The sequence below is a fragment of the Nocardioides pollutisoli genome (assembly GCF_040045055.1).
In the GTDB taxonomy this organism is placed as follows: Bacteria; Actinomycetota; Actinomycetes; order Propionibacteriales; family Nocardioidaceae; genus Nocardioides; species Nocardioides tweenelious.
The window spans coordinates 769,673-794,633 of record NZ_JBDZDU010000002.1 but is presented as its reverse complement, the minus strand read 5'-3'; the positions used below and the strand labels follow the sequence as shown (position 1 = coordinate 794,633).

At 70.3% G+C, this 24,961-nt stretch carries 25 protein-coding genes and 1 riboswitch; of the genes, 16 read left to right on the top strand and 9 right to left on the bottom strand.

Annotation, left to right across the window (positions count from 1 at the left end; translation table 11 throughout):
• The first annotated feature begins 15 nt into the window (after window positions 1-15).
• From ctaC to ABLE68_RS21885, 4 genes are all read left to right on the top strand, one after another.
• A complete protein-coding gene (gene ctaC, locus ABLE68_RS21900) occupies window positions 16-945 on the top strand; it encodes an aa3-type cytochrome oxidase subunit II (protein ID WP_348874276.1) in 930 nt (309 codons plus the stop codon).
• On the top strand, window positions 942-2,690 hold the full coding sequence (gene ctaD, locus ABLE68_RS21895; protein WP_348874275.1) for an aa3-type cytochrome oxidase subunit I: 1,749 nt from the start codon (window positions 942-944) through the stop codon (window positions 2,688-2,690). Before ctaC ends, ctaD begins: the two co-directional genes overlap by 4 nt.
• On the top strand, window positions 2,690-3,088 hold the full coding sequence (locus ABLE68_RS21890; RefSeq protein WP_348874274.1) for a cytochrome c oxidase subunit 4: 399 nt from the start codon (window positions 2,690-2,692) through the stop codon (window positions 3,086-3,088). Before ctaD ends, ABLE68_RS21890 begins: the two co-directional genes overlap by 1 nt.
• Before the next feature lie 94 nt (window positions 3,089-3,182).
• Window positions 3,183-4,388: a L,D-transpeptidase gene (locus ABLE68_RS21885; RefSeq protein WP_348874272.1), complete on the top strand. Its 1,206-nt coding sequence runs from the start codon at window positions 3,183-3,185 to the stop codon at window positions 4,386-4,388.
• Between the two features lie 648 nt (window positions 4,389-5,036).
• Here the strand turns inward: ABLE68_RS21885 and qcrB are convergent.
• From qcrB to ctaE, 4 genes are read right to left on the bottom strand one after another with little or no spacing between them, the layout of a single operon-like run.
• Window positions 5,037-6,788: a cytochrome bc1 complex cytochrome b subunit gene (gene qcrB / locus ABLE68_RS21880; protein WP_348874270.1), complete on the bottom strand. Its 1,752-nt coding sequence runs from the start codon at window positions 6,786-6,788 to the stop codon at window positions 5,037-5,039.
• Between the two features lie 2 nt (window positions 6,789-6,790).
• Window positions 6,791-7,903, bottom strand: coding sequence for a cytochrome bc1 complex Rieske iron-sulfur subunit (qcrA, locus tag ABLE68_RS21875; protein ID WP_425475658.1), 1,113 nt, complete (start codon window positions 7,901-7,903; stop codon window positions 6,791-6,793).
• Window positions 7,900-8,769 (bottom strand): cytochrome bc1 complex diheme cytochrome c subunit, encoded by an 870-nt coding sequence (gene qcrC / locus ABLE68_RS21870; RefSeq protein ID WP_348874269.1) that lies wholly within the window; start codon window positions 8,767-8,769, stop codon window positions 7,900-7,902. Before qcrC ends, qcrA begins: the two co-directional genes overlap by 4 nt.
• A gap of 30 nt (window positions 8,770-8,799) precedes the next feature.
• Window positions 8,800-9,438, bottom strand: coding sequence for an aa3-type cytochrome oxidase subunit III (ctaE, locus tag ABLE68_RS21865; RefSeq protein WP_484549430.1), 639 nt, complete (start codon window positions 9,436-9,438; stop codon window positions 8,800-8,802).
• A gap of 73 nt (window positions 9,439-9,511) precedes the next feature.
• Between ctaE and ABLE68_RS21860 the strand changes: the two genes are divergently transcribed.
• The 4 genes from ABLE68_RS21860 to ABLE68_RS21845 are packed head-to-tail and all read left to right on the top strand — an operon-like array spanning window position 9,512 to window position 13,440.
• The gene (locus ABLE68_RS21860; RefSeq protein WP_348874268.1) at window positions 9,512-10,492 is read left to right on the top strand and encodes a cytochrome c oxidase assembly protein; all 981 of its coding nucleotides are present in this window, start codon (window positions 9,512-9,514) and stop codon (window positions 10,490-10,492) included.
• 10 nt (window positions 10,493-10,502) lie between these two features.
• Window positions 10,503-10,922, top strand: coding sequence for an Rv3143 family two-component system response regulator (locus ABLE68_RS21855; protein ID WP_348874266.1), 420 nt, complete (start codon window positions 10,503-10,505; stop codon window positions 10,920-10,922).
• Window positions 10,922-11,944, top strand: coding sequence for an anthranilate phosphoribosyltransferase (gene trpD / locus ABLE68_RS21850; RefSeq protein ID WP_348874265.1), 1,023 nt, complete (start codon window positions 10,922-10,924; stop codon window positions 11,942-11,944). Before ABLE68_RS21855 ends, trpD begins: the two co-directional genes overlap by 1 nt.
• A gap of 32 nt (window positions 11,945-11,976) precedes the next feature.
• Window positions 11,977-13,440 carry a cellulase family glycosylhydrolase gene (locus tag ABLE68_RS21845; RefSeq protein ID WP_348874264.1) on the top strand — a complete coding sequence of 488 codons (1,464 nt, stop codon included), beginning with the start codon at window positions 11,977-11,979 and terminating at the stop codon, window positions 13,438-13,440.
• 3 nt (window positions 13,441-13,443) lie between these two features.
• Here ABLE68_RS21845 and ABLE68_RS21840 read toward each other — a convergent pair whose 3' ends face one another.
• Together ABLE68_RS21840 and ABLE68_RS21835 are read right to left on the bottom strand one after the other, a co-directional pair.
• Window positions 13,444-13,722 carry an Lrp/AsnC family transcriptional regulator gene (locus ABLE68_RS21840; protein WP_348874262.1) on the bottom strand — a complete coding sequence of 93 codons (279 nt, stop codon included), beginning with the start codon at window positions 13,720-13,722 and terminating at the stop codon, window positions 13,444-13,446.
• 10 nt (window positions 13,723-13,732) lie between these two features.
• Window positions 13,733-15,514, bottom strand: coding sequence for a DEDD exonuclease domain-containing protein (locus ABLE68_RS21835; protein WP_348874261.1), 1,782 nt, complete (start codon window positions 15,512-15,514; stop codon window positions 13,733-13,735).
• A gap of 94 nt (window positions 15,515-15,608) precedes the next feature.
• Between ABLE68_RS21835 and ABLE68_RS21830 the strand changes: the two genes are divergently transcribed.
• The 8 genes from ABLE68_RS21830 (at window position 15,609) to ABLE68_RS21795 (ending at window position 21,815) form a co-directional block, all read left to right on the top strand.
• Window positions 15,609-15,839: a hypothetical protein gene (locus ABLE68_RS21830; RefSeq protein ID WP_348874260.1), complete on the top strand. Its 231-nt coding sequence runs from the start codon at window positions 15,609-15,611 to the stop codon at window positions 15,837-15,839.
• The gene (locus tag ABLE68_RS21825) at window positions 15,836-17,065 is read left to right on the top strand and encodes an NYN domain-containing protein (RefSeq protein WP_348874259.1); all 1,230 of its coding nucleotides are present in this window, start codon (window positions 15,836-15,838) and stop codon (window positions 17,063-17,065) included. Before ABLE68_RS21830 ends, ABLE68_RS21825 begins: the two co-directional genes overlap by 4 nt.
• A gap of 63 nt (window positions 17,066-17,128) precedes the next feature.
• Window positions 17,129-17,335, top strand: a complete 207-nt coding sequence (locus tag ABLE68_RS21820) for a hypothetical protein (RefSeq protein ID WP_348874257.1) — start codon at window positions 17,129-17,131, stop codon at window positions 17,333-17,335.
• A 145-nt stretch (window positions 17,336-17,480) separates the two neighbouring features.
• Window positions 17,481-17,658, top strand: a riboswitch (cyclic di-AMP (ydaO/yuaA leader).
• 13 nt (window positions 17,659-17,671) lie between these two features.
• Window positions 17,672-18,655 carry a C40 family peptidase gene (locus tag ABLE68_RS21815; protein ID WP_348874256.1) on the top strand — a complete coding sequence of 328 codons (984 nt, stop codon included), beginning with the start codon at window positions 17,672-17,674 and terminating at the stop codon, window positions 18,653-18,655.
• Window positions 18,656-18,705: 50 nt separating this feature from the next.
• Entirely contained in the window at window positions 18,706-19,914 is a 1,209-nt protein-coding gene (locus ABLE68_RS21810) for a hypothetical protein (RefSeq protein WP_348874255.1), read from the top strand.
• Window positions 19,915-19,924: 10 nt separating this feature from the next.
• The gene (locus ABLE68_RS21805; RefSeq protein ID WP_348874254.1) at window positions 19,925-21,181 is read left to right on the top strand and encodes a M48 family metallopeptidase; all 1,257 of its coding nucleotides are present in this window, start codon (window positions 19,925-19,927) and stop codon (window positions 21,179-21,181) included.
• Between the two features lie 128 nt (window positions 21,182-21,309).
• Entirely contained in the window at window positions 21,310-21,534 is a 225-nt protein-coding gene (locus tag ABLE68_RS21800) for a Flp family type IVb pilin (RefSeq protein WP_348874253.1), read from the top strand.
• Window positions 21,535-21,623: 89 nt separating this feature from the next.
• The gene (locus tag ABLE68_RS21795) at window positions 21,624-21,815 is read left to right on the top strand and encodes a Flp family type IVb pilin (protein WP_348874252.1); all 192 of its coding nucleotides are present in this window, start codon (window positions 21,624-21,626) and stop codon (window positions 21,813-21,815) included.
• A gap of 1 nt (window position 21,816) precedes the next feature.
• On the opposite strand, the gene ABLE68_RS21790 is transcribed toward ABLE68_RS21795, so the two are convergent.
• Genes ABLE68_RS21790 through ABLE68_RS21780 form a run of 3 tightly spaced genes read right to left on the bottom strand, consistent with a single transcriptional unit; the run spans window position 21,817 to window position 24,961 of the window.
• Window positions 21,817-22,473, bottom strand: coding sequence for a response regulator transcription factor (locus ABLE68_RS21790; protein WP_348874250.1), 657 nt, complete (start codon window positions 22,471-22,473; stop codon window positions 21,817-21,819).
• A complete protein-coding gene (locus tag ABLE68_RS21785) occupies window positions 22,470-24,038 on the bottom strand; it encodes a sensor histidine kinase (protein ID WP_348874249.1) in 1,569 nt (522 codons plus the stop codon). Before ABLE68_RS21785 ends, ABLE68_RS21790 begins: the two co-directional genes overlap by 4 nt.
• Entirely contained in the window at window positions 24,038-24,961 is a 924-nt protein-coding gene (locus tag ABLE68_RS21780) for a type II secretion system F family protein (RefSeq protein ID WP_348874247.1), read from the bottom strand. The genes ABLE68_RS21785 and ABLE68_RS21780 overlap by 1 nt, the downstream gene beginning before the upstream one ends.

Genomic DNA, 24,961 nt, shown 5'->3' with positions numbered 1-24,961 from the left:
GAGAGAGGCTCGTTCGTGGGTCTGCAACTCCCCAGGCGTGCGGCCGGGAAGCCCGTGGCCATCCGTCGGGTCACTGCCCTGGCGACCGTCGGCATCAGCGTGCTCGCGTTGGGCGGCTGCTCCTCTGAGACGAAGGGTGAGTGGGAGCGTTTCGCGATGCCCGACCCGGCGTCGCAGCAGGGTGAGCACATCCTCAACCTGTGGCAGGGCGCGTGGATCGCGGCGCTGATCACGGGTGGTGTCGTGTGGGCGCTGATGTTCTACGCGCTCATCCGCTTCCGCCGGCGCAGCGACGACGAGATCCCCGTGCAGACGCGCTACAACCTGCCGCTCGAGATCTTCTACACGATCGCGCCGATCATCATGGTGATCGTGTTCTTCGCCCACACGGTGGAGACCCAGAACTACGTCCTCGACGACGACCGCCCGGTCGACAACTGCATGGAGATCACCGGCCAGCAGTGGTCGTGGACCTTCAACTACGGCGTGGGCGACATGGGTGAGTGCAACGTCGACCCGCAGACGACGACGTTCCCCTACTCGTCGTACGTCCACGACTCCGGCACCGGCTCCCACATCCCGCTGCTGGTGCTGCCGGTCGGCGAGACGACCCGCTTCAACCTGCACTCGCCCGACGTGATCCACGACTTCGGCATCCCGTCGTTCCTCATGAAGATGGACGTCGTCCCGGGCCGGGTCAACCACTACGAGATCACGCCGACTCGCATCGGCAAGTTCCGCGGCAAGTGCTATGAGCTGTGCGGTGTCTACCACTCGCGGATGCTCTTCAACGTCCAGGTGGTGAGCAAGGAGGACTACGCCGCCTACGTGCAGCACCTGCAGGACAGCGGCGCCGAGACCGACCTGCCGCTGCTCGGTGGCGACAACGCCAGCACCCAGGCCGGACTCGAGTCCGGCGACGAGTCCGAGGAGGGGGCGGAGTGACCGCCACGACTGCAGCACCGACCACCGCCGTTCCGCGCAAGGCGCTGGGTCAGCAGCTCGCCACGATCCTCACGACCACCGACCACAAGCTGATCGGCAAGCTCTACCTCGGCACGTCGTTCGCCTGGTTCATGATCGGCGGCCTGATGGCGATGCTGATCCGGTCCGAGCTGGCCTACCCCGGCATGCAGATCGTCAACGACGAGCTCTACAACCAGCTCTTCACCATGCACGGCACGATCATGCTGCTGCTGTTCGCGACGCCGCTGTTCTTCGGCTTCGGCAACGTGATCATGCCGCTGCAGATCGGCTCGCCCGACGTGGCGTTCCCGCGGCTGAACATGTTCAGCTACTGGCTCTTCCTCTTCGGCGGCCTGATCGCGGCCTCCGGCTTCCTGACCCCGCAGGGCGCGGCCGACTTCGGCTGGTTCGCCTACACGCCGCTCTCCGACGCCGTCCGCTCGCCGGGCGTCGGCGGTGACCTGTGGATCATGGGCCTGTGGATGGCCGGTCTCGGCACCATCCTCGGTGCCGTCAACTTCATCACCACGATCATCTGCATGCGCGCACCCGGCATGACGATGTTCCGGATGCCGATCTTCGTCTGGAACACGCTGGTCACCAGCCTGCTCGTGCTGATCGCCTTCCCGGTGCTCGCCGGCGCGCTGCTCTCGCTCGAGGCCGACCGACAGCTCGGGGCCCACGTCTTCGACACCGCCCACGGCGGCGCGATCCTGTGGCAGCACCTCTTCTGGTTCTTCGGTCACCCGGAGGTCTACATCATCGCGCTGCCGTTCTTCGGCATCGTGACCGAGATCCTCCCGGTCTTCAGCCGCAAGCCGATCTTCGGCTACATCGGTCTGGTGGGCGCGACGCTCGGCATCGCGATCCTCTCGGTCGCCGTGTGGGCGCACCACATGTTCGTCACCGGCGCCGTGGACCTGCCGTTCTTCTCCGGCATGACGTTCCTGATCGCCGTACCCACAGGCGTGAAGTTCTTCAACTGGATCGGGACGATGTGGGGGGGATCTCTGTCCTTCGACACCCCGATGCTGTGGTCGATCGGCTTCCTCACGACCTTCCTCTTCGGTGGTCTGACCGGCATCATCCTGGCGAGCCCGCCGCTCGACTTCCACGTGTCCGACTCCTACTTCGTGGTGGCGCACTTCCACTACGTCGTGTTCGGCACGGTGGTGTTCGCGATGTTCGCGGGCTTCTACTTCTGGTGGCCCAAGATGACCGGCCGGATGCTCGACGAGCGCCTCGGCAAGCTGCACTTCTGGCTGCTGTTCATCGGCTTCCACACGACCTTCCTGGTCCAGCACTGGGTCGGCGTCGAGGGCATGCCGCGTCGCTACGCCGACTACCTGCCTGACGACGGCTTCACCACGCTCAACCAGGTGTCCACGATCGGCGCCTTCCTGCTGGGTGCCTCGACGCTGCCGTTCCTCTACAACGTCTACGTCTCTCGCCGGGCACCGCTCGTCGAGGTCGACGACCCGTGGGGCTGGGGTCGGTCGCTCGAGTGGGCCACCAGCTGCCCGCCGCCGCGGCACAACTTCCACAGCATCCCGCGGATCCGCTCGGAGTCGCCGGCGTTCGACCTGCACCACCCGGAGGTGGCGGCGATCGAGCTCGAGGACAACGAGGCGGCCCGTGACGGCGATGCTGCGGACGCACCAGACATGGAGGGTCGCGAGGAGATGCTCCGCGACCGCAACAACGCCCCGGAGGGTGACGCCTGATGAAGTCCGAGGCCTGGGTCTTCGGGATCTGCACGATCTTCCTGGTGCTGGTGAGCCCGGCGTACTGGTTCATCACCGGCGACTGGACCGGCACGTCCGCGCTGACCATGACCACCCTGCTGACGCTGATGGTGACCCTCTACCTCGGCTTCCACGCCGCGAAGATGGACCCGCGTCCCGAGGACCGCAACGACGGCGAGATCGCCGACGGTGCCGGTGAGCTGGGCTTCTTCCCGCCGTACTCCTGGTGGCCGCTGTGGTGCGCGATGGCGCTCGGCGTCTGCGTCTTCGGTGTCGCGGCTGGTGCGTGGTGGCTCTTCATCATCGGCGTGGCGATCGGTGCCGTGACCCTGATCGGGTGGATCTTCGAGTACTACCGCGGCGAGCACGCGCACTGACGCGTCCGACCGACGCGTCGAATCGGGCGCGTCGGGGTGCGGCGGTTACTCTGGAAGACGACCGCACACACACGTCTTCTTGGGGAGTTCCAGCATGTCCGACAGAGGTCTCCGCGCCCTCACCGGTACGGCCGCCCTGCTCCTGACTGCGCTCGCGCTCACGGCGTGCGACTCGGGCAACGCCGCTCCGGGCGCTGCCGACCCCGGTGACCCGTCCGGCTCGGCCTCGGCCAGCCAGGCTGCCCTCCAGGCACGGGTCACGACCAACGTGAAGCGTGGCGAGAAGAACGTGCCGGTCGACCGCGAGCTCGCCGTCACCGTCTCCAACGCCGAGCTCCAGTCGGTCGACGTGACCGCGGGCGATGCGACGGTCCCGGGCACGATGGCCGACAACGGCTACTCCTGGCGCGCCGACGACCGGCTCGAGCCGGGCACGTCGTACACCATGAAGACGGTCGCCCAGGGCGAGGACGGCAGCGAGGTCCGGCGTACGACGCGCTTCACCACCCAGGCGCTCACCCTCGACCAGCAAACCTTCCCGTCCGTCGCGCCGCTGGCCGGCGAGACCGTGGGTGTCGGCATGCCGGTGATCGTGACCTTCGACGTCCCGGTCACCGACCGCGCGTCGATCGAGAAGCACCTCACGGTGACCTCGGAGCCCGCGCAGGCGGGCTCGTGGCACTGGCTGAGCGACAACGAGGTGCACTGGCGCCCGAAGACCTACTGGAAGCCGAACACCGACGTCCACGTCGACGTCGACATCAACGGCGTCCCGGCCGGCAACGGCATCTACGGCCAGGAGAGCCGCGAGGTCAACTTCCACGTCGGTGCCGCGCACGTCTACAAGGTCAGTGCCCAGACGCACCAGATGCGGGTCTTCAGCAACGGCAAGCTGCTGCGCACGATCCCGATCACGACCGGCAAGCCCGGCTTCACCACGCGCTCCGGCACGAAGGTGATCATCGAGAAGTTCCCCGTGAAGCGGATGAACTCCGAGACGGTCGGCATCGGCGGCTCCGAGGCCTACGACATCGACAACGTGCAGTGGGCGATGCGCCTCACCTACTCCGGTGAGTTCATCCACGCAGCCCCGTGGTCGGTCGGCTCCCAGGGCTACGCCAATGTCTCCCACGGCTGCACCGGCATGAGCACCGACAACGCCGCCTGGCTCTACGCCATGACACGCCGCGGTGATGTCGTCGAGACCACCGGCACCGACAAGCCGATGACCCTCGACAACGGCTACGGCGACTGGAACGAGTCCTTCGCGAAGTACCGCGCCGGTTCTGCCCTCTCCTGAGCGGCTGCCGCTGCGGGGTGGCGGTGAGCCATCAACCGTTTGCGGGCGTCTGGCGGGTCGGTTCGGTTGCTGACTCACCGCTGAGCGGTCGCGTCGCGGGGTGGCGGTGAGCCATCAACCGTTTGCGGGCGTCTGGCGGGTCGGTTCGGTTGCTGACTCACCGCTGAGCGGTCGCGTCGCGGGGTGGCGGTGAGCCAGCAACCTTTTGCGGCGTCTGGCGGGCCGGTTCGGTTGCTGACTCACCGCTGAGCGGCGCGTCGCGGTGAGCCAGCAACCGTTTGGCGCGTTCGTTCGGTTGCTCAGGCACCGCTGAGCGGGCGTCGCGGGGTGGCGGTGAGCCAGCAACCGTTTGCGGGTGTCTGGCGGGTCGGTTCGGTTGCTGACTCACCGCTGAGGGTCGCGTCGCGGGGTGGCGGTGAGCCAGCAACCGTTCGCAGGCGTCTGGCGGGTCGGTTCGGTTGCTCCCTCACCGCTCAACAGGTCCACGGTGGCGCTGGCCCCGGTGAGCCAGCAACCGTTCGCGGGCGTCTGGCGGGTCAGTTCGGTTGCCTACTCACCGCCGAGCTGGCCGGAGGGGAGTGGACCTTGAAATGACACCGGCCCGCCCGAGCAGTGCTCGGACGGGCCGGATGTGGTGGAGCGGGTGGATCAGTGGCCGCGGAGCGACTCGTCCTCGACCAGGTGGTGGCCGTCGAACTGGTGGCCGTCGGCTGCGTGGCCCTCCAGCGCGACCTGCTCGTCGTGCTCGTGCTCGGCGTGGTGGTGGCCCTCTTCGAGCTCCGCCGGCGTCGGCTTCTGGATGTTGTCCGACCACATCAGCGTCCGGATCCGGTTGCGCAGGCCCGAGAGCTTGCCGGTGGCCGGAGCGGGTACGCCGTTGGCGTCGACGCCCTCGTGGTGGCCGTTCGGCACCGGGTCGCGGTCGCGCGCCGTGAGCGTGTAGGCCCGCGACTCGGGAAGCGGCAGGTGACGCTCGGAGTAGCCGCCCTCGGCGGAGCGCATGATGATGCCGGTCTCGTAGCCGTGCAGCAGCGTCTCGTTGTCCTTACGCTGCAGCGAGATGCACCAGCGTCGGGTGATCACGAAGGCGATGACGGGGCCGATGAAGACCGCGCCGCGCAGGAAGTACGTGATCGCGTTGATCGACGAGTGCAGCTTGATGGCGATGATGTCGTTGCCGCCGGCGATCCAGAACAGGCCGTACCAGGTCATCAGCGCGACCATGAACGCCGTGCGGGTCGGTGCGTTGCGCGGGCGTTCGAGCAGGTGGTGCTCGCGCTTGTCACCGGTGATCCAGGCGTCCAGGAACGGCAGCATCATCACCAGGAGGAACGACACCACGGGCAGGATCAGGATCGGGAGCATGATGTTCCACGAGATCGTGTAGCCCCAGATGTGGCTCTCGAGCCCGGGCATGATCCGCAGCGCGCCGTCCGGCCAGCCCATGTACCAGTCGGGCTGGGAGCCCGCGGTCACCTTGGACGGGTCGTAGGGGCCGTACTTCCACACCGGGTTGATCGAGAGCACCGCGCCCATGAACGCGGTGACACCGAAGACGATGAAGAAGAAGCCACCGGCCTTGGCGGCGTACACCGGGAGCATCGGGTAGCCCACGACGTTCTTCTCGGTCCGGCCGGGACCGGGCCACTGGGTGTGCTTGTGGTAGACGAGCAGCAGCATGTGCGCGGCGATCAGCGCCAGCAGCAGGCCCGGGATCAGCAGCACGTGGACGGTGTAGAGCCGCGGGATGATCGAGTCACCCGGGAACTCGCCTCCGAAGAGGAAGAACGACATGTAGGTGCCGACCACCGGCGACGCCTTGATGAAGCCGTCGGCGGCGCGGACGCCGGTGCCGGACAGCAGGTCGTCGGGCAGGGAGTAGCCGGTGAAGCCCTCGAGCGTGCCGAGGATCAGCAGCAGGGAGCCGATCACCCAGTTGAGCTCGCGCGGCTTGCGGTAGGCGCCGGTGAAGAACACGCGCAGCAGGTGGACCATCATCGACGCGATGAAGAGCATCGCGGCCCAGTGGTGCATCTGGCGCATGAGCAGACCGCCACGCACGTCGAACGACAGCTTCAGGCTCGAGGCGTAGGCCTCGGACATCTGGATGCCGCGCAGCTGCTGGTAGCTGCCCTGGTAGGTCGTCTCACCCATGCTCGGCGTGAACCACAGGGTCAGGAAGACGCCGGTGAGGAGGAGTACGACGAAGCTCCACAGCGCGATCTCGCCCAGCATGAAGGACCAGTGGTCAGGAAAGACCTTGCGCAGCTGCTTCTTGCCCATCGCGGCCAGACCGAGACGGTCGTCGGCCCAGGTCGCAACCGCTCCGACCTTGCTGGGCTTCTGAGCCGTCGCTGCGGTCGTCGTGTTGCTGTTGGCGACCTTGCTGGTATCAACCATGATCAGCCACGCTCCCAGAAGCTCGGTCCCACGGGTTCATCGAAGTCTCTCTGCGCCACGAGGTAGCCCTCGTCGTCGAGCATCAGCGGCAGCTGCGGCAGCGGACGTGCCGCCGGGCCGAAGACGACGCGTGCCGAGTCGGCCAGGTCGAAGGTCGACTGGTGGCAGGGGCAGAGCAGGTGGTGGGTGGTCCGCTCGTAGAGCGAGATCGGGCAACCCACGTGCGTGCAGATCTTCGAGTAGCAGGTGATGCCGTCGATCGACCAGTTCTCCCGGCCCTTGCCGGGGATGATCTCCTCCGGCTGCATCCGTACCAGGACGACAGCGCCCTTGGACTTGTTGATCTGGAGCACGACGCCCTCGAGGGGCTCGCCGTCCTCGCCGCCGTTGAAGATGCCCTCGGGCTCGGCGTTGACCAGGTCACCGATCTGCAGGTCGGACGGCTTGATCGGGGTGCCGACGACGTCGCGTACGACGCGCATGCCGGGTGCCCAGATGGTGTGCTCGATGCCCGCGCCGGGGTAGTCGTACTTCTTGCCCGGACCGACCTGGCTCGGGGTCGGGCCGAGGTCGCGCAGCATCACGATGGCCGGCAGGCCGAGCAGGCCGACCGCACCGAGAAGCGAGTTGCGGACCAGCGGACGACGACCGACGCCGGACTCCTCGAGACCGAGGCTGAGCGCCTCGAGGGTGGCCTTGCGGTCCTCGTCGGAGGAGGCAGCCGGGTGGCGGTACTCGACGATCTCCTGGTCGGCCATCAGCTTCCGGGCCCACTGGATGACACCGATGCCGATGAACAGCAGCGCGCCGGCCAGGGAGAGGCCGATGAACAGGTTGGAGGAGCCGAGACCGGCGAAGGTGTCGGGGTCCTCGCCGATGCTGAACGCGAAGTAGCTGACGATCAGCAGGATCGTGCAGATCGCGGACAGACCGAAGAGGGTCGCGACCTGACGCTCGGCGCGCTTCTCGGCCTTGGGGTCGACGTCCGTCGGACGCCAGTGGTGCTCGGGCAGGCCCGGGTTGGCGAACAGGTCGTCGCGCGCCGGCAGGTTGTCGTCGACGGGCTCGTCGTGGCCGTCGTCGTGACCATCCGTGATGGCCGGGGGGGTGCTCACGCCTCCACCTTCTTCTTGCTCGAACGGGTCGTGTGGGCAGCGATCCAGACGGCCGCGCCGACGAGGATGCCGATGCCGCCGATCCAGGCGGCCAGGCCCTCCGGGACCGGGCCGAGGCCGCCGAGACCGAAGCCGCCGTAGCTGGGCATCTCGTCGAGGGAGCCGAGGTAGGCGATCACGTCGCGCTTCTCGTCCGGCGACAGGTTGCCGTTGCCGAAGTTCGGCATGTTCTGCGGGCCGGTGAGCAGCGCCTCGTAGATGTAGCGCGGCTCGACGCCGCGGATCTTGGGGGCGTAGCCGCCGCGCGGCATGGCGCCGCCGGAGCCCTCGAAGTTGTGGCAGGCGGTGCAGTTGGTCAGGAAGATCTGGCCACCACGGACGATCGCGGCCTGGCGCTCCTCGTCCGTCATGCCCTCGGTGCTGTAGTCGCTCTCGTCGGGGACCGCCGGGCCGGGGCCCAGCGAGGCGACGTAGGCGCCGAGCGCCGCGATCTCGTCGTCGGTGAAGACCGGCGGCTTCTCGGGGGCCTGTGCCCCCGGCTGCACCATCGGCATCCGGCCGGTGCCGACCTGGAAGTCGACGGCCGCAGCGCCGACGCCGACGAGCGACGGGCCGAGCTGGTTGCCGTCCTGGGTCGGGACGCCCTCGCCGTTCTGGCCGTGGCAGAAGGCGCAGCTGACCAGGAACAGGTCACGGCCCTGGGCCACCTGCTCCTCGCTGGACGCCGAGCTGTCGGCCTGGGCGGGCGCGAAGGCGGCGTAGAGACCGCCGGCCATGAGCAGCCCGAGCAGGAGGACGACGAGCCCCGCGACCGGGCCGCGGCGGTGCCGCGAGAGTCGACCTGCGGATCGATTCAGGAGACGCACATTCAGTCCTAGCGTTGGTCGGTCGGCGGGCTACTTGACGAGGTAGATCGTGGCGAAGAGCCCGATCCACACGACGTCGACGAAGTGCCAGTAGTAGGACACGACGATCGCGCTGACGGCCTGCTCATGGGTGAACTTGCGCGCGACGAGGGTGCGTCCGAGGACGAAGAGGAAGGCGATGAGACCGCCGGTGACGTGGAGACCGTGGAAGCCGGTGGTCAGGTAGAACATCGTGCCGTACGCCGAGTCCTGGATCGTCACGCCCTCGCGGACGAGCGAGGCGTACTCGGTGGCCTGACCGCCGATGAAGATCGCACCCATGATGTAGGTGAGCACGAACCACTCGCGCAGGCCCCAGCCCTTGATCTTGAAGATCGACCCGGAGCGACCGACCTGGCCGCGCTCGGCGGCGAACACGCCCAGCTGGCAGGTCAGCGACGACAGCACCAGGATCGTGGTGTTGACCGAGGCGAACGGCACGTTGAGCAGGGCGGTGTTGTCGGCCCACAGCTCGGGGCTCACCGCCCGGATCGTGAAGTACGACGCGAACAGCGCCGCGAAGAACATCAGCTCGCTCGAAAGCCAGATGATGGTTCCCACGCTGACCATGCTGGGCCGGTCGTGGTGCCCGTGCAGACGGGATGCCGGAATCGCGGTTGCTGTCGCCACAGCGCCATTATGTCGTGACCTTGCGACGAGGGCACCCCGACCCCCTGTGTTTCGCCGTCATAAAGTTCACAGCGTGCTCCTTCCCCTCATGTCGCCGCTTCTGTCTCCCGTGATGGACGCCGCTGACGCCCTCCCACGCTTCACGCTCGGGACCGTCTTCACGGGGTGGTCGCTGCAGCCCGTCGCCTTCGTGATCACGGTGTGGGTGGCCGGCTTCTACCTGTACGGCGTCCGCGTGCTGCACCGCCGTGGCGACCGCTGGCCGGTGGGCCGGACGCTGGCGTTCGCGCTGGTCGGGATGGGGCTCTTCTACTTCGCCACCGCGTCGGGTCTGGGCACCTACGACGACACCCTGATCAGCGTCCACATGGTCCAGCACATGATCTTGTCGATGCTGGTCCCGATGGCGCTCGCCCTCGGCGCACCGGTGACTCTCGCGCTGCGCACGCTCCCGACCACCCCGCGACGGTGGCTGCTCGTCGTCCTGCACTCCCGGGTCGCGAAGGTGCTGTCCTTCCCGCCCCTGACGTTCCTGCTCTACGTGATCTCGCCGTGGGCGCTCTACTTCTCGGGGTGGTACCCCGCCACGCTCCACTCCGCCTACCTCCACGAGATGATGCACATCCACCTCGTGGTCGTCGGCTGCCTCTTCTTCTGGCCGATCGTCGGCATCGACCCGGTGCCCGGGAAGGTCGCCTACCCGTTCCGGATGCTGCTGGTCGTGCTCACGCTGCCGTTCCACGCCTTCCTCGGCGTCACGATCATGAGCGAGGAGGACATCATCGGCGGCTCCTGGTACGCCGACCTCCACGACGGTCCGATGGGCTCGTGGCTGCCAGCCCCGATCGACGACCAGCACCTCGCCGGCGGCATCCTCTGGGGCTCGGGCGACCTGGTGGCGCTGATCCTCTTCGGCGTCCTCTTCACCCAGTGGGTGCGCTCCTCGCTCGCCGAGGCCAAGCGCGAGGACCGACGGCTGGATCTGCTCGAGGCGCGAGACAGAGCCGGGCAGGAACAGGCCGCAACGGCGCGCGCCGCCGACGCCGACGGGTAGCATCGCCGCCGTGAGCGACTCGACCTCCCCGACGACGGCCCTGCGGGTCCTCGTCTACAGCGACGACGTGAACACCCGCCAGCAGGTCATCTTGGCGCTCGGTCGACGACCGCACCCCGACCTGCCCGAGCTCGAGTACGTCGAGGTGGCCACCGAGCCCGTCGTGATCCAGAACATGGACTCCGGCACCATCGACCTCGCGATCCTCGACGGCGAGGCCGTCCCGGCCGGTGGCATGGGGATCGCCAAGCAGCTCAAGGACGAGATCTACCAGTGCCCGCCGGTGGTGGTGCTGACCGGTCGGCCCCAGGACGCGTGGCTCGCGACCTGGTCGCGCGCGGAGGCCGCCGTACCTCACCCGCTGGACCCGATCCAGCTGGCCGAGACGGTCGTGTCCCTGCTCCGGTCGCGCGTGCCCGCCGCCACCTGATGTCGACCTGGCCCGAGGTCCTCGGTGCCCTGGTCGCGGGCCGGGACCTGTCCGCCGAGCAGACCTCGTGGGCGATGGGCGAGATCCTCGACGGCGCCGCCACACCGGTCCAGATCGCCGGCTTCGCGGTGGCGCTGCGCACCAAGGGTGAGACGCCGGCGGAGGTCAACGGCCTCGTCGACGCGATGTACGCCGTCTCGACGCCGCTCGCGATCCCCGGCCGCCTCCTCGACGTGGTCGGGACCGGCGGCGACCGCTCGATGTCGGTCAACATCTCGACGATGGCGGCGATCGTCGCCGCGGGCGCCGGCGCGATGGTCGTCAAGCACGGCAACCGGTCGGCGTCGTCGATGTCGGGCTCGGCGGACGTGCTCGAGAGCCTCGGCATCCGGCTCGACCTGCCGACCGACCGGGTCGCGACCGTCGCCGCCGAGGCCGGGATCACCTTCTGCTTCTCGGCCGCCTTCCACCCCGCGATGCGGCACGCCGCGGTGCCCCGGCGCGAGCTCGGCATCGGGACCACGTTCAACCTGCTCGGCCCGCTCACCAACCCGGCCCACGCCGGCGCTCGGGCGATCGGCTGCGCCGACGTGCGCGCCGCCCCTGTCATGGCCGGCGTCTTCGCGGCCCGCGGCATCGACGCGTGGGTCTTCCGCGGCGACGACGGCCTCGACGAGCTCACGACCACGACGACCTCGCGGGTGTGGCACGTCCACGCCGGCGAGATCACCGAGCACACGGTCGACCCGGCCGACCTCGACGTGCCACGCGGCACCACCGAGGCCCTGCGCGGTGGCGACGCGGCGCACAACGCCGACGTCGTACGCCGCCTCCTCGACGGCGAGACCGGCGCGGTCCGCGACGCCGTCGTGCTCAACGCCGGGGCCGCGCTCGCGGTCTACGACGACCCCTCCGCCGAGCCGATGGCCGCCCTGGCCGCCGGGCTGGCCAAGGCCACCGAGTCGATCGACTCGGGCGCTGCCCGGTCTACTCTCGACCGCTGGATCGCGGCGTCTGCCTGACGAGAGCTGCTGGCGGCAGTACGGTGCGCCGCATGCGTCGGTTGGGTGTCGGCTTCGTCTTGGTCCTGCTTGCGGCCGCTCTGTGGCTGCCCGCCCCTGCGTCCGCGCACGACGGAGACGCGCCACCACAGCTGCACCGCAAGGGTCGCTGGCTGGTCGACGAGCAGGGCCGGACCGTGATCGTCCACGGCTTCAACATGGTCTACAAGCTCGCGCCCTACTCGCCACCCGATGACCCGGCGGGCTTCACCGAGGCCGACGCCCAGTGGCTGGCCGACCACGGCTTCAACGCCGCCCGGGTCGGGACGCTCTGGGCCGGGCTCACCCCGGAGTCGGCCGACCAGCTGGACCCGACGTACGTCGCCGGCGTGCAGCGGGTGCTCGACCTGCTGGCCCAGCGGCACATCTGGATGCAGCTCGACATGCACCAGGACCAGTGGAACGAGTACTACGGCGGCGAGGGCGTGCCCGACTGGGCCGTGATCCGTCCTGCGCCGTACGACGAGGAGCCGTACGAGTTCGTGCCCTTCCCGAAGGGCTACTGGACCGACGAGGTCTCGACCGTGTTCGACAACTTCTGGGCCGACCACGACGGACTGCTGACCGACTGGGCCGAGGCCTGGCAGCTGACCGCCCAGCAGTGGAAGGACCAGCCCTACCTGATGGGCTACGACCTGCTCAACGAGCCGTGGATGGGCATGGAGTGGCGGAGCTGCTTCACGGGCTGCCCGGCGTCGTACCCCGCCGAGCTGCAGCCGGCGATGGAGCGCGGCCTGGCGGCGGTGCGGTCCGCCGACCCCGACAACATCGTCTGGTGGGAGCCCCAGCAGTTCGCGGGCGGCTCCACGGCGGACACGTACTTCACGCCGGCGGCGGGGGAGCGACAGCTGGGCTTCTCCTGGCACAACTACTGCCCGTCGCTGTTCGTGGCCGGGCAGGGCGGCGGCCCGCCGGACGTGACCCCCTGCAAGGACTTCAGCGACACCCACCAGAAGGGGGCGATCGACCAGTCCCGCCGGATGCACGCGGTCCCGATGATGAGCGAGTGGGGTGCGACCGACAACCTGAAGGTGATCGCGATCGACGCCGCTGCCGCGGACAAGCACCTGATGGGCTGGACGCACTGGGCCTACAAGGAGTGGGACGACCCGACGACCTCCGGAGGCAACGTCCAGGGGATGTTCGACGACGACGCCGACCTGTCGACGCTGCGGATGGGCAAGGCCAAGCTGCTGGTGCGCACCTACGCCCGGGCCACGGCCGGGACGCCGCTGTCGATGCACTTCAACGCGCGCAACGGCGAGTTCCACTACCGCTACCGCCCGGACCGCGCGATCCACGCGCCGACGGAGATCTTCGTCAGCCCGCTGCACTACCCCGACGGCTACCGGGTGCGGGTCGACGGGGGTACGGCGGTGCGCGCGGGTGACCACCTGGTCGACGTACGTCGCTCCGGCAAGGGCGTCGTCTCGGTGACGATCACCCGCCGCTCCTAGAGATCAGTCGAGCCCGAGGGAGAACGCCGACTCGAGGTCGTGGCGCGAGTAGGCGCGGAAGGCGATGTGGGTCTCGGTGTCGGTGACACCGGGCACCTTGTTGAGCTGGTCGGCGACCACGGTCGCGACGTCGTCGTGGTCGCGGACCCGGACCAGGGCGATCAGGTCGATCTGGCCGGTCACGGAGTAGACCTCGCTCACGCCCTCGAGGGCGGCGATCGCCTCGGCGACCTCGGGGATCCGGGCGACGTCGGCCTTCACGAACACGATGGCGGTGATCATGGGCCGCAACTTACCTCGCGGGCTGGTGCACCGTGGCCAGCTCGCGCCGGTCGTCGAACGGCACCAGCGAGAGCCGGGACTGGTTGACCGCGTCGTGGACCGCCAGGTGGCGGGTCGCGCCGGCGACCGGGCAGGTCCACTCGCCGTCGACGTCGACCAGGCGGATGCCGGAGGACTCGAGCCAGCGCAGGACCTTCTCGGTCTCCTCGGCGGTCGCGGCCGGCACGGGTCCGGGCGCGGTGGCGACGGTCTCGGCCGAGAGCCGCAGGCCGTCGACGTAGGCGGTGGCGTCGGCGCCCGGCGGGATCACCCCGGCAGCGGCCAACCGGCCGAAGCGCACGACGTGGACCGCCCAGCGGCCGTCCTCCTCGCGGCGGACGGCGACCACCTCGGGGCAGCGGGTCAGGGCCGAGAGCCGCTGGGTGCGGGCGGCGGCGCGCACGAACGCCGACAGCCGGTCGCGGTGCACCCCGGCCTCCTCGAACCGCTCGTCGGCGGCGAGCAGCGACATCCGGGCGTTGATCGCCTCGACCACGTCGTCGGGGCGGCGCAGCAGCGAGTCGCGCAGCTGGCGCACCACCGCGGCGTACGCCGACGCGTCGACGCTGCCGTCGCAGGGGGACAGGCAGCGACCCATCTCGGCGAGCACGCACGGCGACCGGCTCGAGTCCTTGCCGAGCTTGTCGGTGCACTGCCGCACCGGGAACGTGTCGTGGAGCGCGGCCAGGCACTTCTCGGCGGTCTTGCGGGACGAGAAGGGACCGAGGTAGTCGGCGTCGTCGTCGAGCACCCGGCGCACCAGCGACAGCCGCGGCCAGGGCTCACGGGTCAGCTTGACGAAGTGGACCTTCTCGGGGAAGCGGGAGCGCCGGTTGTAGCGCGGCTTGTGCTCCGCGATCAGCCGCAGCTCGCGCACCTCGGCCTCGAGCGGGGTCGCGCACTCGATGCCGTCGACCGAGCTGGCGATGCCGACCATCTCGCCCATCCGCGACCGGGTCTCGGACGCGGTGAAGTAGGAGCGCACCCGCGAGCGCAGGTCGCGGGAGGTGCCGACGTAGAGGACCCGCTTGCGGTCGTCACGGAAGAGGTAGACGCCCGGCGCGTGGGGGAGACCCTCGGCGAGGTGACGCTTCTTGCGCTGGGCGGTCGACACCCGCGACGAGAACGTCTGCAGCTCCTCGAGGGTGTGGACGCCGAGCCCGCCGAGGCGCTCCATCAGCCCGTGGAGGACGTCGACGGTCGCGCGCGCGTCGGACAGCGCGCGGTGGTTGGGCGTCGTCGTGGAGCCGAACGCCTTGGCGAGCGAGGAGAGCTTGCAGTTGGGCGCGTCGTCACGGGTGACCACCCGGCGCGCCAGCTTGGCGGTGTCGAGCACCTCGAACCGCGGCCAGGGTCGGCCCTGCTGCGCGGCGAAGTGCTTGAGGAAGCCGACGTCGAACGGCGCGTTGTGGGCGACCAGGACGCAGCCGGTCGCGAACTCCAGGAACGCCGGGAGCGCCGACTCGATCGACGGCGCGTCGTAGACCATCGAGTTGGTGATCCCGGTCAGGACCGCGATGAACGCAGGGATCTCGGTGCGCGGGTTGACCAGGGTCTGGAACTCGCCGAGCACCTCGCCGCCGCGCACCTTCACCGCGCCGATCTCGGTGATCATCGAGCCGCCGTCGGCCGAGCCGCCCGTGGTCTCGAGGTCGACCACGCAGAAGGTGATGTCGCGCAACGAGCGGCCCAGCTCGTCGAAACTGCGTTGCGACTCCCACCGGGAGGTCGCACCCTGGACCGCGCTGCTCATGGGCTCGACGCTAGATCGGCCCACCGACAATCTCGGGGACGACGCGCAGACCCGCCGACTACGCTCGTGCGCACAAGGAGAGAGGAGGCCGCGGATGCTCCCCGACCACCAGCGCTATCGCTGTGCGGGCTGCGGCAACCTCACCCGCTTCGACGTGACGCGCACCCGGCGTACGACGGAGTTCTGGCACTTCGACCTCGCCGGCGAGCACACGGTCGAGGAGACGGATTTGCGCGGCGAGTCGGTCGAGCAGGTCACCTGCCGCTGGTGCGGCCGCTCCGACGCGATCGAGCTCGTCGACCGACAGCAGCCCGCCGAGCCATGAGCACCGATCTCCTGCCCGGCCTGCCCGAGCTCCCCGAGCCGGTCCGGGCCCGGGTCCTGGCGATGACCGCCGAGGCGCTGCCCGTCGTCCCCCGGCTCCCTCCGGCCGTACGGCGGGTCGCGTCGTTCGCCCCGGCCCGCCGGGCGCGGCTCGGGGCCGGTGCGATCTCCGAGGCGCTGGGCGACGAGGACTTCCGCGAGCGGGTCGGTGTCCAGGTCGCAGCGCGCCAGGCACCCGACGACCCGCTCGGCCTCGCGGCCCGGGCCTGGCTGGTCCGGCCCGAGGGCTGGGAGGAGGCCGTGGCCGCCGCCGAGGGGCTGGTCGAGCCGCCGGCGCCCCGGGACGACCGCGAGCTCGAGCGGCTGCGCTCCCGGCTGGCCGAGGCGGAGCAGGCGACCCGCGAGCTGCGGGCGGCCCATCGAGCGCAGGTCGACGAGTACAAGGCGGAGAACGCCGCCCTGCGGCGCAAGCTCGGCGACACCCGTGCGTCCGAGCGCGAGTCGCGGGCCGCGGCGGAGGACGCCGCCCGGGCGATCGAGGAGGCGCGCGCCTCGGCGGCGGCCTCGTCGGCCGCGCTGGAGAAGGAGAACCGACGGCTCCGGGCGCAGGTCGAGCGGCTCGAGGCCGAGGAGGCGCGGTCGCGCCGCGACGCCCGCTCGGAGCGCGACGAGGCGAGCCTGCGTGCCCGCCTCCTGCTGGAGACCGTCATCGACGCCGCCAGTGGGCTCCGTCGGGAGCTCGCGCTGCCGTCGGTCGACGGGGCGCCCGGTGACCGGGTCGAGGCGGACGTCGCCACGACCGGGCAGCGGATGCCCGTGCAGGCCTCTCTCGACGACTACCTCGCGATGCCGCGGGCGCGGCTGCTCGTCGACGGCTACAACGTCAGCAAGACCGCGTGGCCGAGCTCCTCGCTCGAGGCCCAGCGGATCCGGCTGGTCAACGGGCTCGCGCCCCTGGTCGCGCGCACCGGTGCCGAGACCACGGTCGTCTTCGACGCCGCCGACACCGACCAGCGGCCACCCGTCAACGCGCCCCGCGGCGTCCGCGTCCTCTACAGCCCGCGTGGCGTGATCGCCGACGACGTGCTCCGCGACCTGGTCGCCGCCGAGCCCGAGGGCCGGGTGGTGGTGGTCGTGACCGCCGACCACGAGGTGGCCCGGGACGTGCTGCGCGACGGCGCCCGTGTCGTACCTCCCTCCGCGCTCCTGGACCTCCTCGCCCGGTAGTCGACACGCCGGGGACCGGGATCTCGGACCCGACTGTCGGTGGTCCCTGCGAGCGTTCCTGGCATGACAACGAGAATCGACTGCGACACCTGCGAGGTGCGCGGGCTGCACTGCCACGACTGCGTGGTCACCGTGCTGCTGGGCCCACCCCCCGAGCTCACCTTCGACGACGACGAGCAGCGCGCGCTCGACGTCCTGGCCGCGGGCGGCCTGGTCCCGCCGCTGCGACTGGTCCAATCGGTCCCCGCACCCCTGATCGAGTCCGCCTGATGTGACGGGTGTGACGTGTGTGACAGCCACGACGCACGAGATCGTAAAAAAGTTGCGCCACGTGGGGGGAAAGTTGGTCAGGCCCTCGCGCCGCGACTACCGTGTGTCGCTCAGGTGGCCGTGGATGTGGATCACTCGGATCCGCACGGTCACCGCGCTTAGTCCGGACCTGTCGACTCGTCGGTGGGCCCGGAGCCGGGGAACCAACCTTTCTGGGGTGAATCACCGGTGAGTCGGAGGCACGTGTGCCCCCGAGGAGCCGGTGTAGGGCAAGTCGTGCCCGAACCCGTCAGCTCACCCGGTAGGCGTACGACTACAAAGGGAGCCCGCTCGCTCGTGCAGAACGGCCGTAAGCGACTCATCACCATCCTGTCCGGTCTCGCCATGATCGCCGCCGTGGGCTTCATGCCCTCGTCGCCGGCGCAGGCCAAGCCCGACATCGACGACGTCCAAGCACGGGTCGACCGGCTCTACCACGAGGCCGAGCAGGCCTCGGAGCGCTACAACGACGCCAAGCTGGAGCTGCGCGACCTGCAGGGCGACCTCGCGTCGCTCAAGGCCGACCAGAGCCGCCAGGACGACGCGCTCGAGTCGGTCCGCACGCAGGTGCAGGACTCCATCGTGCGTCAGTACGAGGGCGAGAGCCTGTCGGCCGTCGGCCAGGTCGTCGTCTCCGACGACCCGCAGAAGTTCCTCTCCCAGCTCTCGACCATGTCGGCCTTCAACGACATGCAGTCGCAGCTCTACGACAAGTACTCCACCGAGCTCCAGGCCCTCGACATCCGCAGCTCCGCGACCGAGAAGCGCGCGGCCGAGATCGCCGCCCTCGAGAAGCAGCTCGCCCAGGAGAAGGCCGAGGCGGACAAGAAGCTCGCCGAGGCCAAGTCCCTGCTCGGTGACCTCAAGGCAGACGAGCGCGAGGCGATCCTGTCCCGCGGCGAGGTCCGGGTCCCGTCCGACGTACCCGCCTCCGGTCGCGCCGCCGCCGCGGTTGCCTACGCCATGGCGCAGGTCGGCAAGGCCTACGTCTACGGTGCCGCCGGCCCGAGCGCCTTCGACTGCTCCGGCCTGACGATGATGGCCTGGGCCCAGGCCGGCGTCGCGCTCCCGCACTCCTCGAGCGCCCAGTTCTCCTCCGGCCCGCACATCGCCGAGAGCGACCTGCAGCCCGGCGACCTGGTCTTCTACTACAGCCCGATCAGCCACGTCGGCATGTACATCGGCAACGGCATGATCGTCAACGCCGAGAACCCCGGTGCCGGCGTCCGCGTCACCAGCCTGCACGCCATGCCGTACGTCGGCGCCGTCCGGCCCGGCTGAGATTGGCCACACCCACTCCGAGTCGACAGGCCGGTCGCCCACTCTGGTGGGTGGCCGGCCTTTCGCTGTGCCTGCTGGTGGGTGCCGGCCTGCTGGCGTGGTCGCTCACCGACGATGACACCTACGTCGCCCCGAGCCCGCACACCGCGCACCCCTCGGTGCAACCCACGCTCGCGACCGAGACCCTCGCCGACTTCCAGCAGGCGGTGCGGACCCGCGACGTCGCCGCGGCCCGCGCCCTGGCGCCCGACGACGACGCCGCGACCGCGGACGCCCTGGCCGCCCTGGTCCGCAACGCGAAGGCGCTGCGGGTCTCCGACTTCACGGTGCGCTACATCGACGACGACGGCACGCCGGCGTCCGACGGCTCCTGGGACGCCGGGGTCGACGCGACCTGGGCGTTCCGCGGCTTCGACACCGTGGCCGCACGTGCCGAGATCACCGTCCGCCTGATCGACGAGGGGGACCGCGTCGCACTCACCGGGTTCGGCGGTCGCGACCGGGTCTCACCGCTGTGGCTCTCGGGCCCGCTGCAGGTGCGACGTACGCCCTCGACCCTGGTCCTGGTCGCCGGCACGCCCGCCCAGGCCGACTCGTACGCCGCGCGAGCGACGACCGCCGTCCCCGTCGTACGCCGGGTGCTGCCGAGCTGGCACTCCGGCCTGGTCGTCGAGGTGCCGGCCACGGTCGGTGATCTCGACCGAGCGCTCAACGCGGAGCCCGGCACCTACGACCAGATCGCTGCCGTGACCACCTCGGCGGACGGCTCGACGGCGCCCGACTCGCCGGTGCACATCTTCGCCAACCCCGACGTCTTCGGCACCCTGCGGCCCACCGGTGCCCAGGTCGTCATGAGCCACGAGGCGACGCACGTCGCGACCGACGCCTGGGACGCGCGGATGCCGCTGTGGCTGCTCGAGGGGTTCGCCGACTACGTCGCCCTCCGCGACGTCGACCTGCCGGTGAGCCGGTCGGCGGCGCAGATCATCGCCGAGGTCCGCAAGGACGGCCCGCCGCGCCACCTGCCGGGAGCCGGCGAGTTCGGCACGCGCACGCCCGACCTCGGCGCGACCTACGAGAGTGCCTGGCTGATCTGCCGGCTGCTCGCCGAGCGCGGCGGTGAGCCGGCGCTGGTGACGTTCTACCGATCGGTCGACGCAGGTCAGCCGGTCGGTGCCGCCCTGGAGGCGTCGTTCGGGCTGTCGACGGCCGAGCTCACGAAGGAGTGGCGGAACCTCCTGTCAGGCCTGGCCGGATAACTTGGGCGAAGTGAGGAGCCCCGAGCGTCGAGTCGCTCTCGTCGTGACCGCCGCCGGCGGCATCGCCTTCGTCGTCATCGCGCTGCTCCTGGTGCCGTGGCACCCGGTCCCGGGTGGCACCCCGGCGCCGGTCCCCGCCGACTCGGTCTTCGGCGCCGAGCAGATCGCACGGGCCGAGGAGTTCTCCCGCTGGGCGCGGGTGTGGAGCTGGAGCTCGCTCGCGGTGTCGCTGGTCGTCGCGCTGGTGATCGGCCTCAGCTCGTGGGGTCGCCGACTGGTCGACCGGCTGCCGGGCTGGTGGTGGGTCCGGATCGTCCTCGCCGTCGCGATGATCGAGCTGATCGGCCGGATCATCACGCTGCCCTTCGCGGTGCTGCTGCGCCGCCGGGTCCTCGACTACGGCCTCAGCACCCAGTCGTGGGGCGGGTTCGCGCACGACATGGTCAAGCACGAGGCGATCACCATCGTGGTCACCTCGTTGCTGCTGATCGTCCTGGTCGGCTGCGCCCGGCGGTGGCAGCGGGCCTGGCCCGCGGTCGCCGGCGGACTGCTCGGCGTGCTCGTGCTGGCCGGGTCGTTCGTCTACCCGGTGGTGATCGAGCCGCTGTTCAACTCGTTCCACTCGTTGCCGGACGGGCCGCTGCGCACCCAGATCCTCGCGCTCGCCGACGAGGAGGGCGTCCCGATCGACGACGTGCTCGTGGCGGACGCGTCGCGTCGTACGACGACCCTGAACGCCTACGTGTCGGGCTTCGGCAGCACCCGCCGGGTGGTGCTCTACGACAACCTGGTCAACGACGTGCCGCAGGACGAGGTGCTCTCGGTCGTCGCGCACGAGCTCGGCCACGCCAAGCACGACGACGTGCTGACCGGGTCGCTCCTGGGCGCTGCCGGTGCGGTCTTCGGCGTCGGTCTGCTCGCGCTGGTGGTGGGTGCGGCGGGGGAGCGACGCCACGTGTCGATGCGCGACCCCACGGTCGTGCCGCTGGTGCTGGCCCTGCTCGCCCTGGGCACCGTGCTCTCGGCGCCGGTCGAGAACGGCATCAGCCGGTTGATCGAGACCCGTGCCGACGTGGACGCCCTCGAGGTCACCCACGACGCCGACTCGTTCGTCGAGGTGCAGCGTCAGCTCGCCCTCCGTTCGCTCGCAGACCCGACCCCGCCGGCGTGGTCGCAGCTCTGGTTCGGCTCGCACCCGACCGGGCTGACCCGGATCGCGATCGCGTCGCAGCTGTCGCACGACTGGCCGGACGGCTCGCCGGAGTAGTCCGAACGGGCTATCCCGGTCGAGACGGTCACCCGATCCCGCCGGACCTCGGGCAGGAGCACGATTCCGGTCATAGGGGCGCCGCTCCTCCCGGGTCTCCGGGTGATCCAGGAAGGGACCGAGAACTCATGCTCGAACATCTCCGCAACCTCTGTCACGCCACCCGTTCCGAGCGCGATGAGCGCGGTGCGTCCGCCGTCGAGTACGGCCTGCTGGTGGCTGGCATTGCTGCGCTCATCGTCGCCGTCGTCTTCGTCTTCGGCGGCATGATCAGCAACGTGTTCCAGGACTCCTGCAACCAGATCAGCAACAACGGTGTGGCCACCACGACGAACACGGCCGACTGCACCTGATCCGAACGCACTACCCCGTCTTCGGCCGTGGTCCACACCCCCGCAGTGGACCACGGCCGAAACACATTTCGGACCGAGGGAGGACCGTCATGGTCCAGCACGACGAGCGCGGTGCGTCCGCGGTGGAGTACGGGCTGTTGGTGGCCGGCATCGCGACCATCGTCGTCTCGGTGATCTTCGTCTTCGGAGGGATGCTGAACGACCGGCTCTTCGGAGTCAGCTGCGACACCGTCGCCGGTCAGCTGTCGACCAGCACGACCGTCGACCCCGACTGCCAGTAGCTCAGTTGAAGTCCGCGCTCCCGACGCTGGACAGCAGCCCGGTGCGCATCGCGATCATCAGCGCCTGCGCCCGGTTGGTGGCGCCGAGCTTCTGGTAGATCCGCGCGGTGTGCGTCTTGGCCGTGGACCGGCTGACGTAGAGCCGCGCGGCGATCTCGCCGAGGCCGAGGCCGTCGGCGAGCAGGTGCAGGATCTCCGTCTCCCGGTCCGTGAGCCGTCCGGACTCCCGCAGCGTGCGTCGGGTCAGCGCCTGGACGAGACCGGCCGCCGCGAAGGAGCGCGGCGAGATCGAGGCCTGGCGGGCGGCTCGCACCACGTCGGTGGACGGCACGTCCTTGCCGACCATCGCGGAGGCGCCGGCCTCCATCGCGGCGAACATCTGCTGGTCGCCGTAGTGCATGGTCAGGATCACCAGACCGGTGCGGTCGCAGTCACGGCGTACGGACCGCACGATGTCGATGCCGGTGCCGTCCGGCAGCTGCAGGTCGGTGACGACGACGTCGGGACGGTGCTCGGCGTACGCATCGAGCGCCTCGGCGACCGAGCCGGCCGCACCCACGACCTGCATGTCCGGCTGCATCCCGAACACGCCCTTGAGCCCGTCGCGGACCAGGTCGTGGTCGTCCACCAGCAGGACCCGGGTCGTTCCTTCGCTCATGCCGTGACCTTCTTCCGTGCGGTTGCTGCGGTGGCCGCCGCCCCGGCGGGGAGGCGTACCTGGACGACCACGCCGCCGGCGGGGCGGCTGGTCAGCTGCAGGTCGGCCCCGATGAGCCGGGCTCGCTCCTGCATGATCTGGAGGCCGTGGGAGTCGGGCCGCGCGTCGGCGAGTCCGCGGCCGTCGTCGATGACGGTGATCTTGGCCGACGGCGCGTCGACGCGGCAGCGGACCTGCACGGTGGTCGCACCGGAGTGGCGCAGGGCGTTGATGATCGCCTCCTGGGTGATCCGGTAGAGCTCGGCCTCGACCTCCGGGCGGAGCCGGGCGGGGCCCTCGTCGAGGGCGAGGAAGAGCGCGATGTCCGTGGTCGGACCCAGGCTGCGGACCAGGTCGTCGAGGCTGACGCCCAGGCTGCGTCCGGAGTCGGCGCGCAGCGTCACGAGCGAGCGGCGTACCTCCTCGAGGACGCCCGTCAGCCGGTCGCGGAGCTTGCCCACGTAGGTGGGATCGGTGTTGCCGGCCGCGATGGCATCGACGAGGTAGCCGAGCGACGCGAGGTCCTGCGCGACGCCGTCGTGGAGCTCGCGGGCGAGCCGTCGGCGCTCCTCGACGGTCGCCATGGTCCGGAACGTCGCGAAGAGCAGGGCGGTCTCGAGGTCGATGGCCGCGCCCTCCAGCCGGGTGGCGAGCCGGGACAGCTGCTCGAGCTGCGCGGCCGGTTCGGTGTCGAGCCCCGGGAGGAACCAGCCCGAGATCACGGCGACCACCCGGCCCTCGCTGGTGAGCGGGAGCGCGAAGCCGTCGACCGAGCGGACCGGCCGGGCCTCGGCGTACGCGCGATCGGCGAGGGAGACCGTGGCCAGCTCGTCGGGTGGCGCGAGTGCTCCGGGGTCGAGGGCGACCGGGGCGAGCACGCTGTCGTGCGGCGCCTGGATGAGGAGGGCGCCTGCGGGTACGACGGCGCGGACCTGGTCCAGCATCGCGGCGCCGAGGGTCTCGGGCTCGTGGCCGGAGACCAGGCGGTCGGACTCGTGGATCAGGCGACGGATGAGCGACTGGACGCGGCGCTGGGTCGCGAGCGGGTCGGTGCGCAGCAGGGTTCCGTGCAGCGAGGCGCCGATGAAGCCCAGGCCGAGGCCGGTCATCGTCCAGGTGAAGCCGGCGACAGCGCCCTGGAAGGCCAGTCCGCCGTGGGCGATCGCGGCGGCGACGACCAGCGCCACGGTCGAGATGCCGAGCGCGCCGAGCGCGGCGCGCACTCCGCGGAAGACGCCCGCGGTGAGTGGCGAGATCGCGAGCGCGCCCAGGGCCGCGGTCGACGACCCGGCGGCGAGACCGCAGATGGTCCCAACCAACGCCGCCGCGACCAGCTCGGTCGTGAGCACCAGCGGTCGGGGGAGAGCCTCGACGATCAGGGCGACCGCCCAGCTGGCGCCGACTGCTGCGATCGCCAGGACGCCGACGTCGTCCTGCGCCCACGCGGCCGGCCCGAGCAGGGCGAGGAAGCCGAACCCCCGGGCTGCCAGGGCGACGAAGAGCCGCTGCCGGTAGGCCGGGCTCATCAGAAGGTGTCCATGATCGAGATCGCGGCCGGACCCATGACCGCCAGGAAGAGGCACGGCAGGATGCAGAAGATCAACGGGACGGTGATCTTCACCGGGACCTGCTGGGCCTTCTGCTCGGCGCGCTGCCGGCGCTTGACCCGCATCTCGGCCGACTGGGTGCGCAGCACCTGGCCGACGGGGATGCCGAACGCGTCGGCCTGCGCCATGGCCCCGACGAAGCTGCGCAGGTCGGCGACGTTGCTGCGCTCGCTCATCGCCCGCAGCGCCGCGCCGCGGGCCTGCCCGATCTGCATCTCGTGCAGCATCCGGTTGAACTCGTCGGCGACCGGACCGTCGGTGTTGCGCGCGACCTGCTGGATCGCCGCGTCGAAGCCGAGGCCGGACTCGACGCAGATGGTGAGCAGGTCGATCGCGTCCGGCAGCTCGCGCTGGATCCGCTCGGTCCGGTCGTGGGTCAGCTGGTAGAGGTAGAGGTTCGGGCCGAAGAACCCGGCGGCTCCGCCGAGGGCGACCACCGCGAGACCGGTGGCGAGCGAGAGTCCGACCAGGAGCGAGAAGGACAGGCCCACGACGAGCCCGAGCCCGCCGCACAGCACCTTCGCCGAGATCACCCGGTCCACCGACCAGCCGACCGGGTTGCCGGCCAGGTCGAGCTTGTGCCGGATCCGTTCGCCGGAGTCGGCGCCCGAGAGCCGCCGGCCGATCCGGAGCGCTCGCTGACGCAGCGGCTCGAGGACACGCTCGCCGAACGGCGGGTTGATCTCGCGGGTGAGCTCGACCGGAGCCGGCGAGGTCATCGACTCGAGAACGGCGATCGAGCGGGCGATGCCCCCGGGCTGGACGCCCGTGCGCAAGGCCGCGGCGAGCAGCGAGAGAGCGAGGGCGACGAGGCCCAGACCGAGCACGAAGAGCAGCACCAT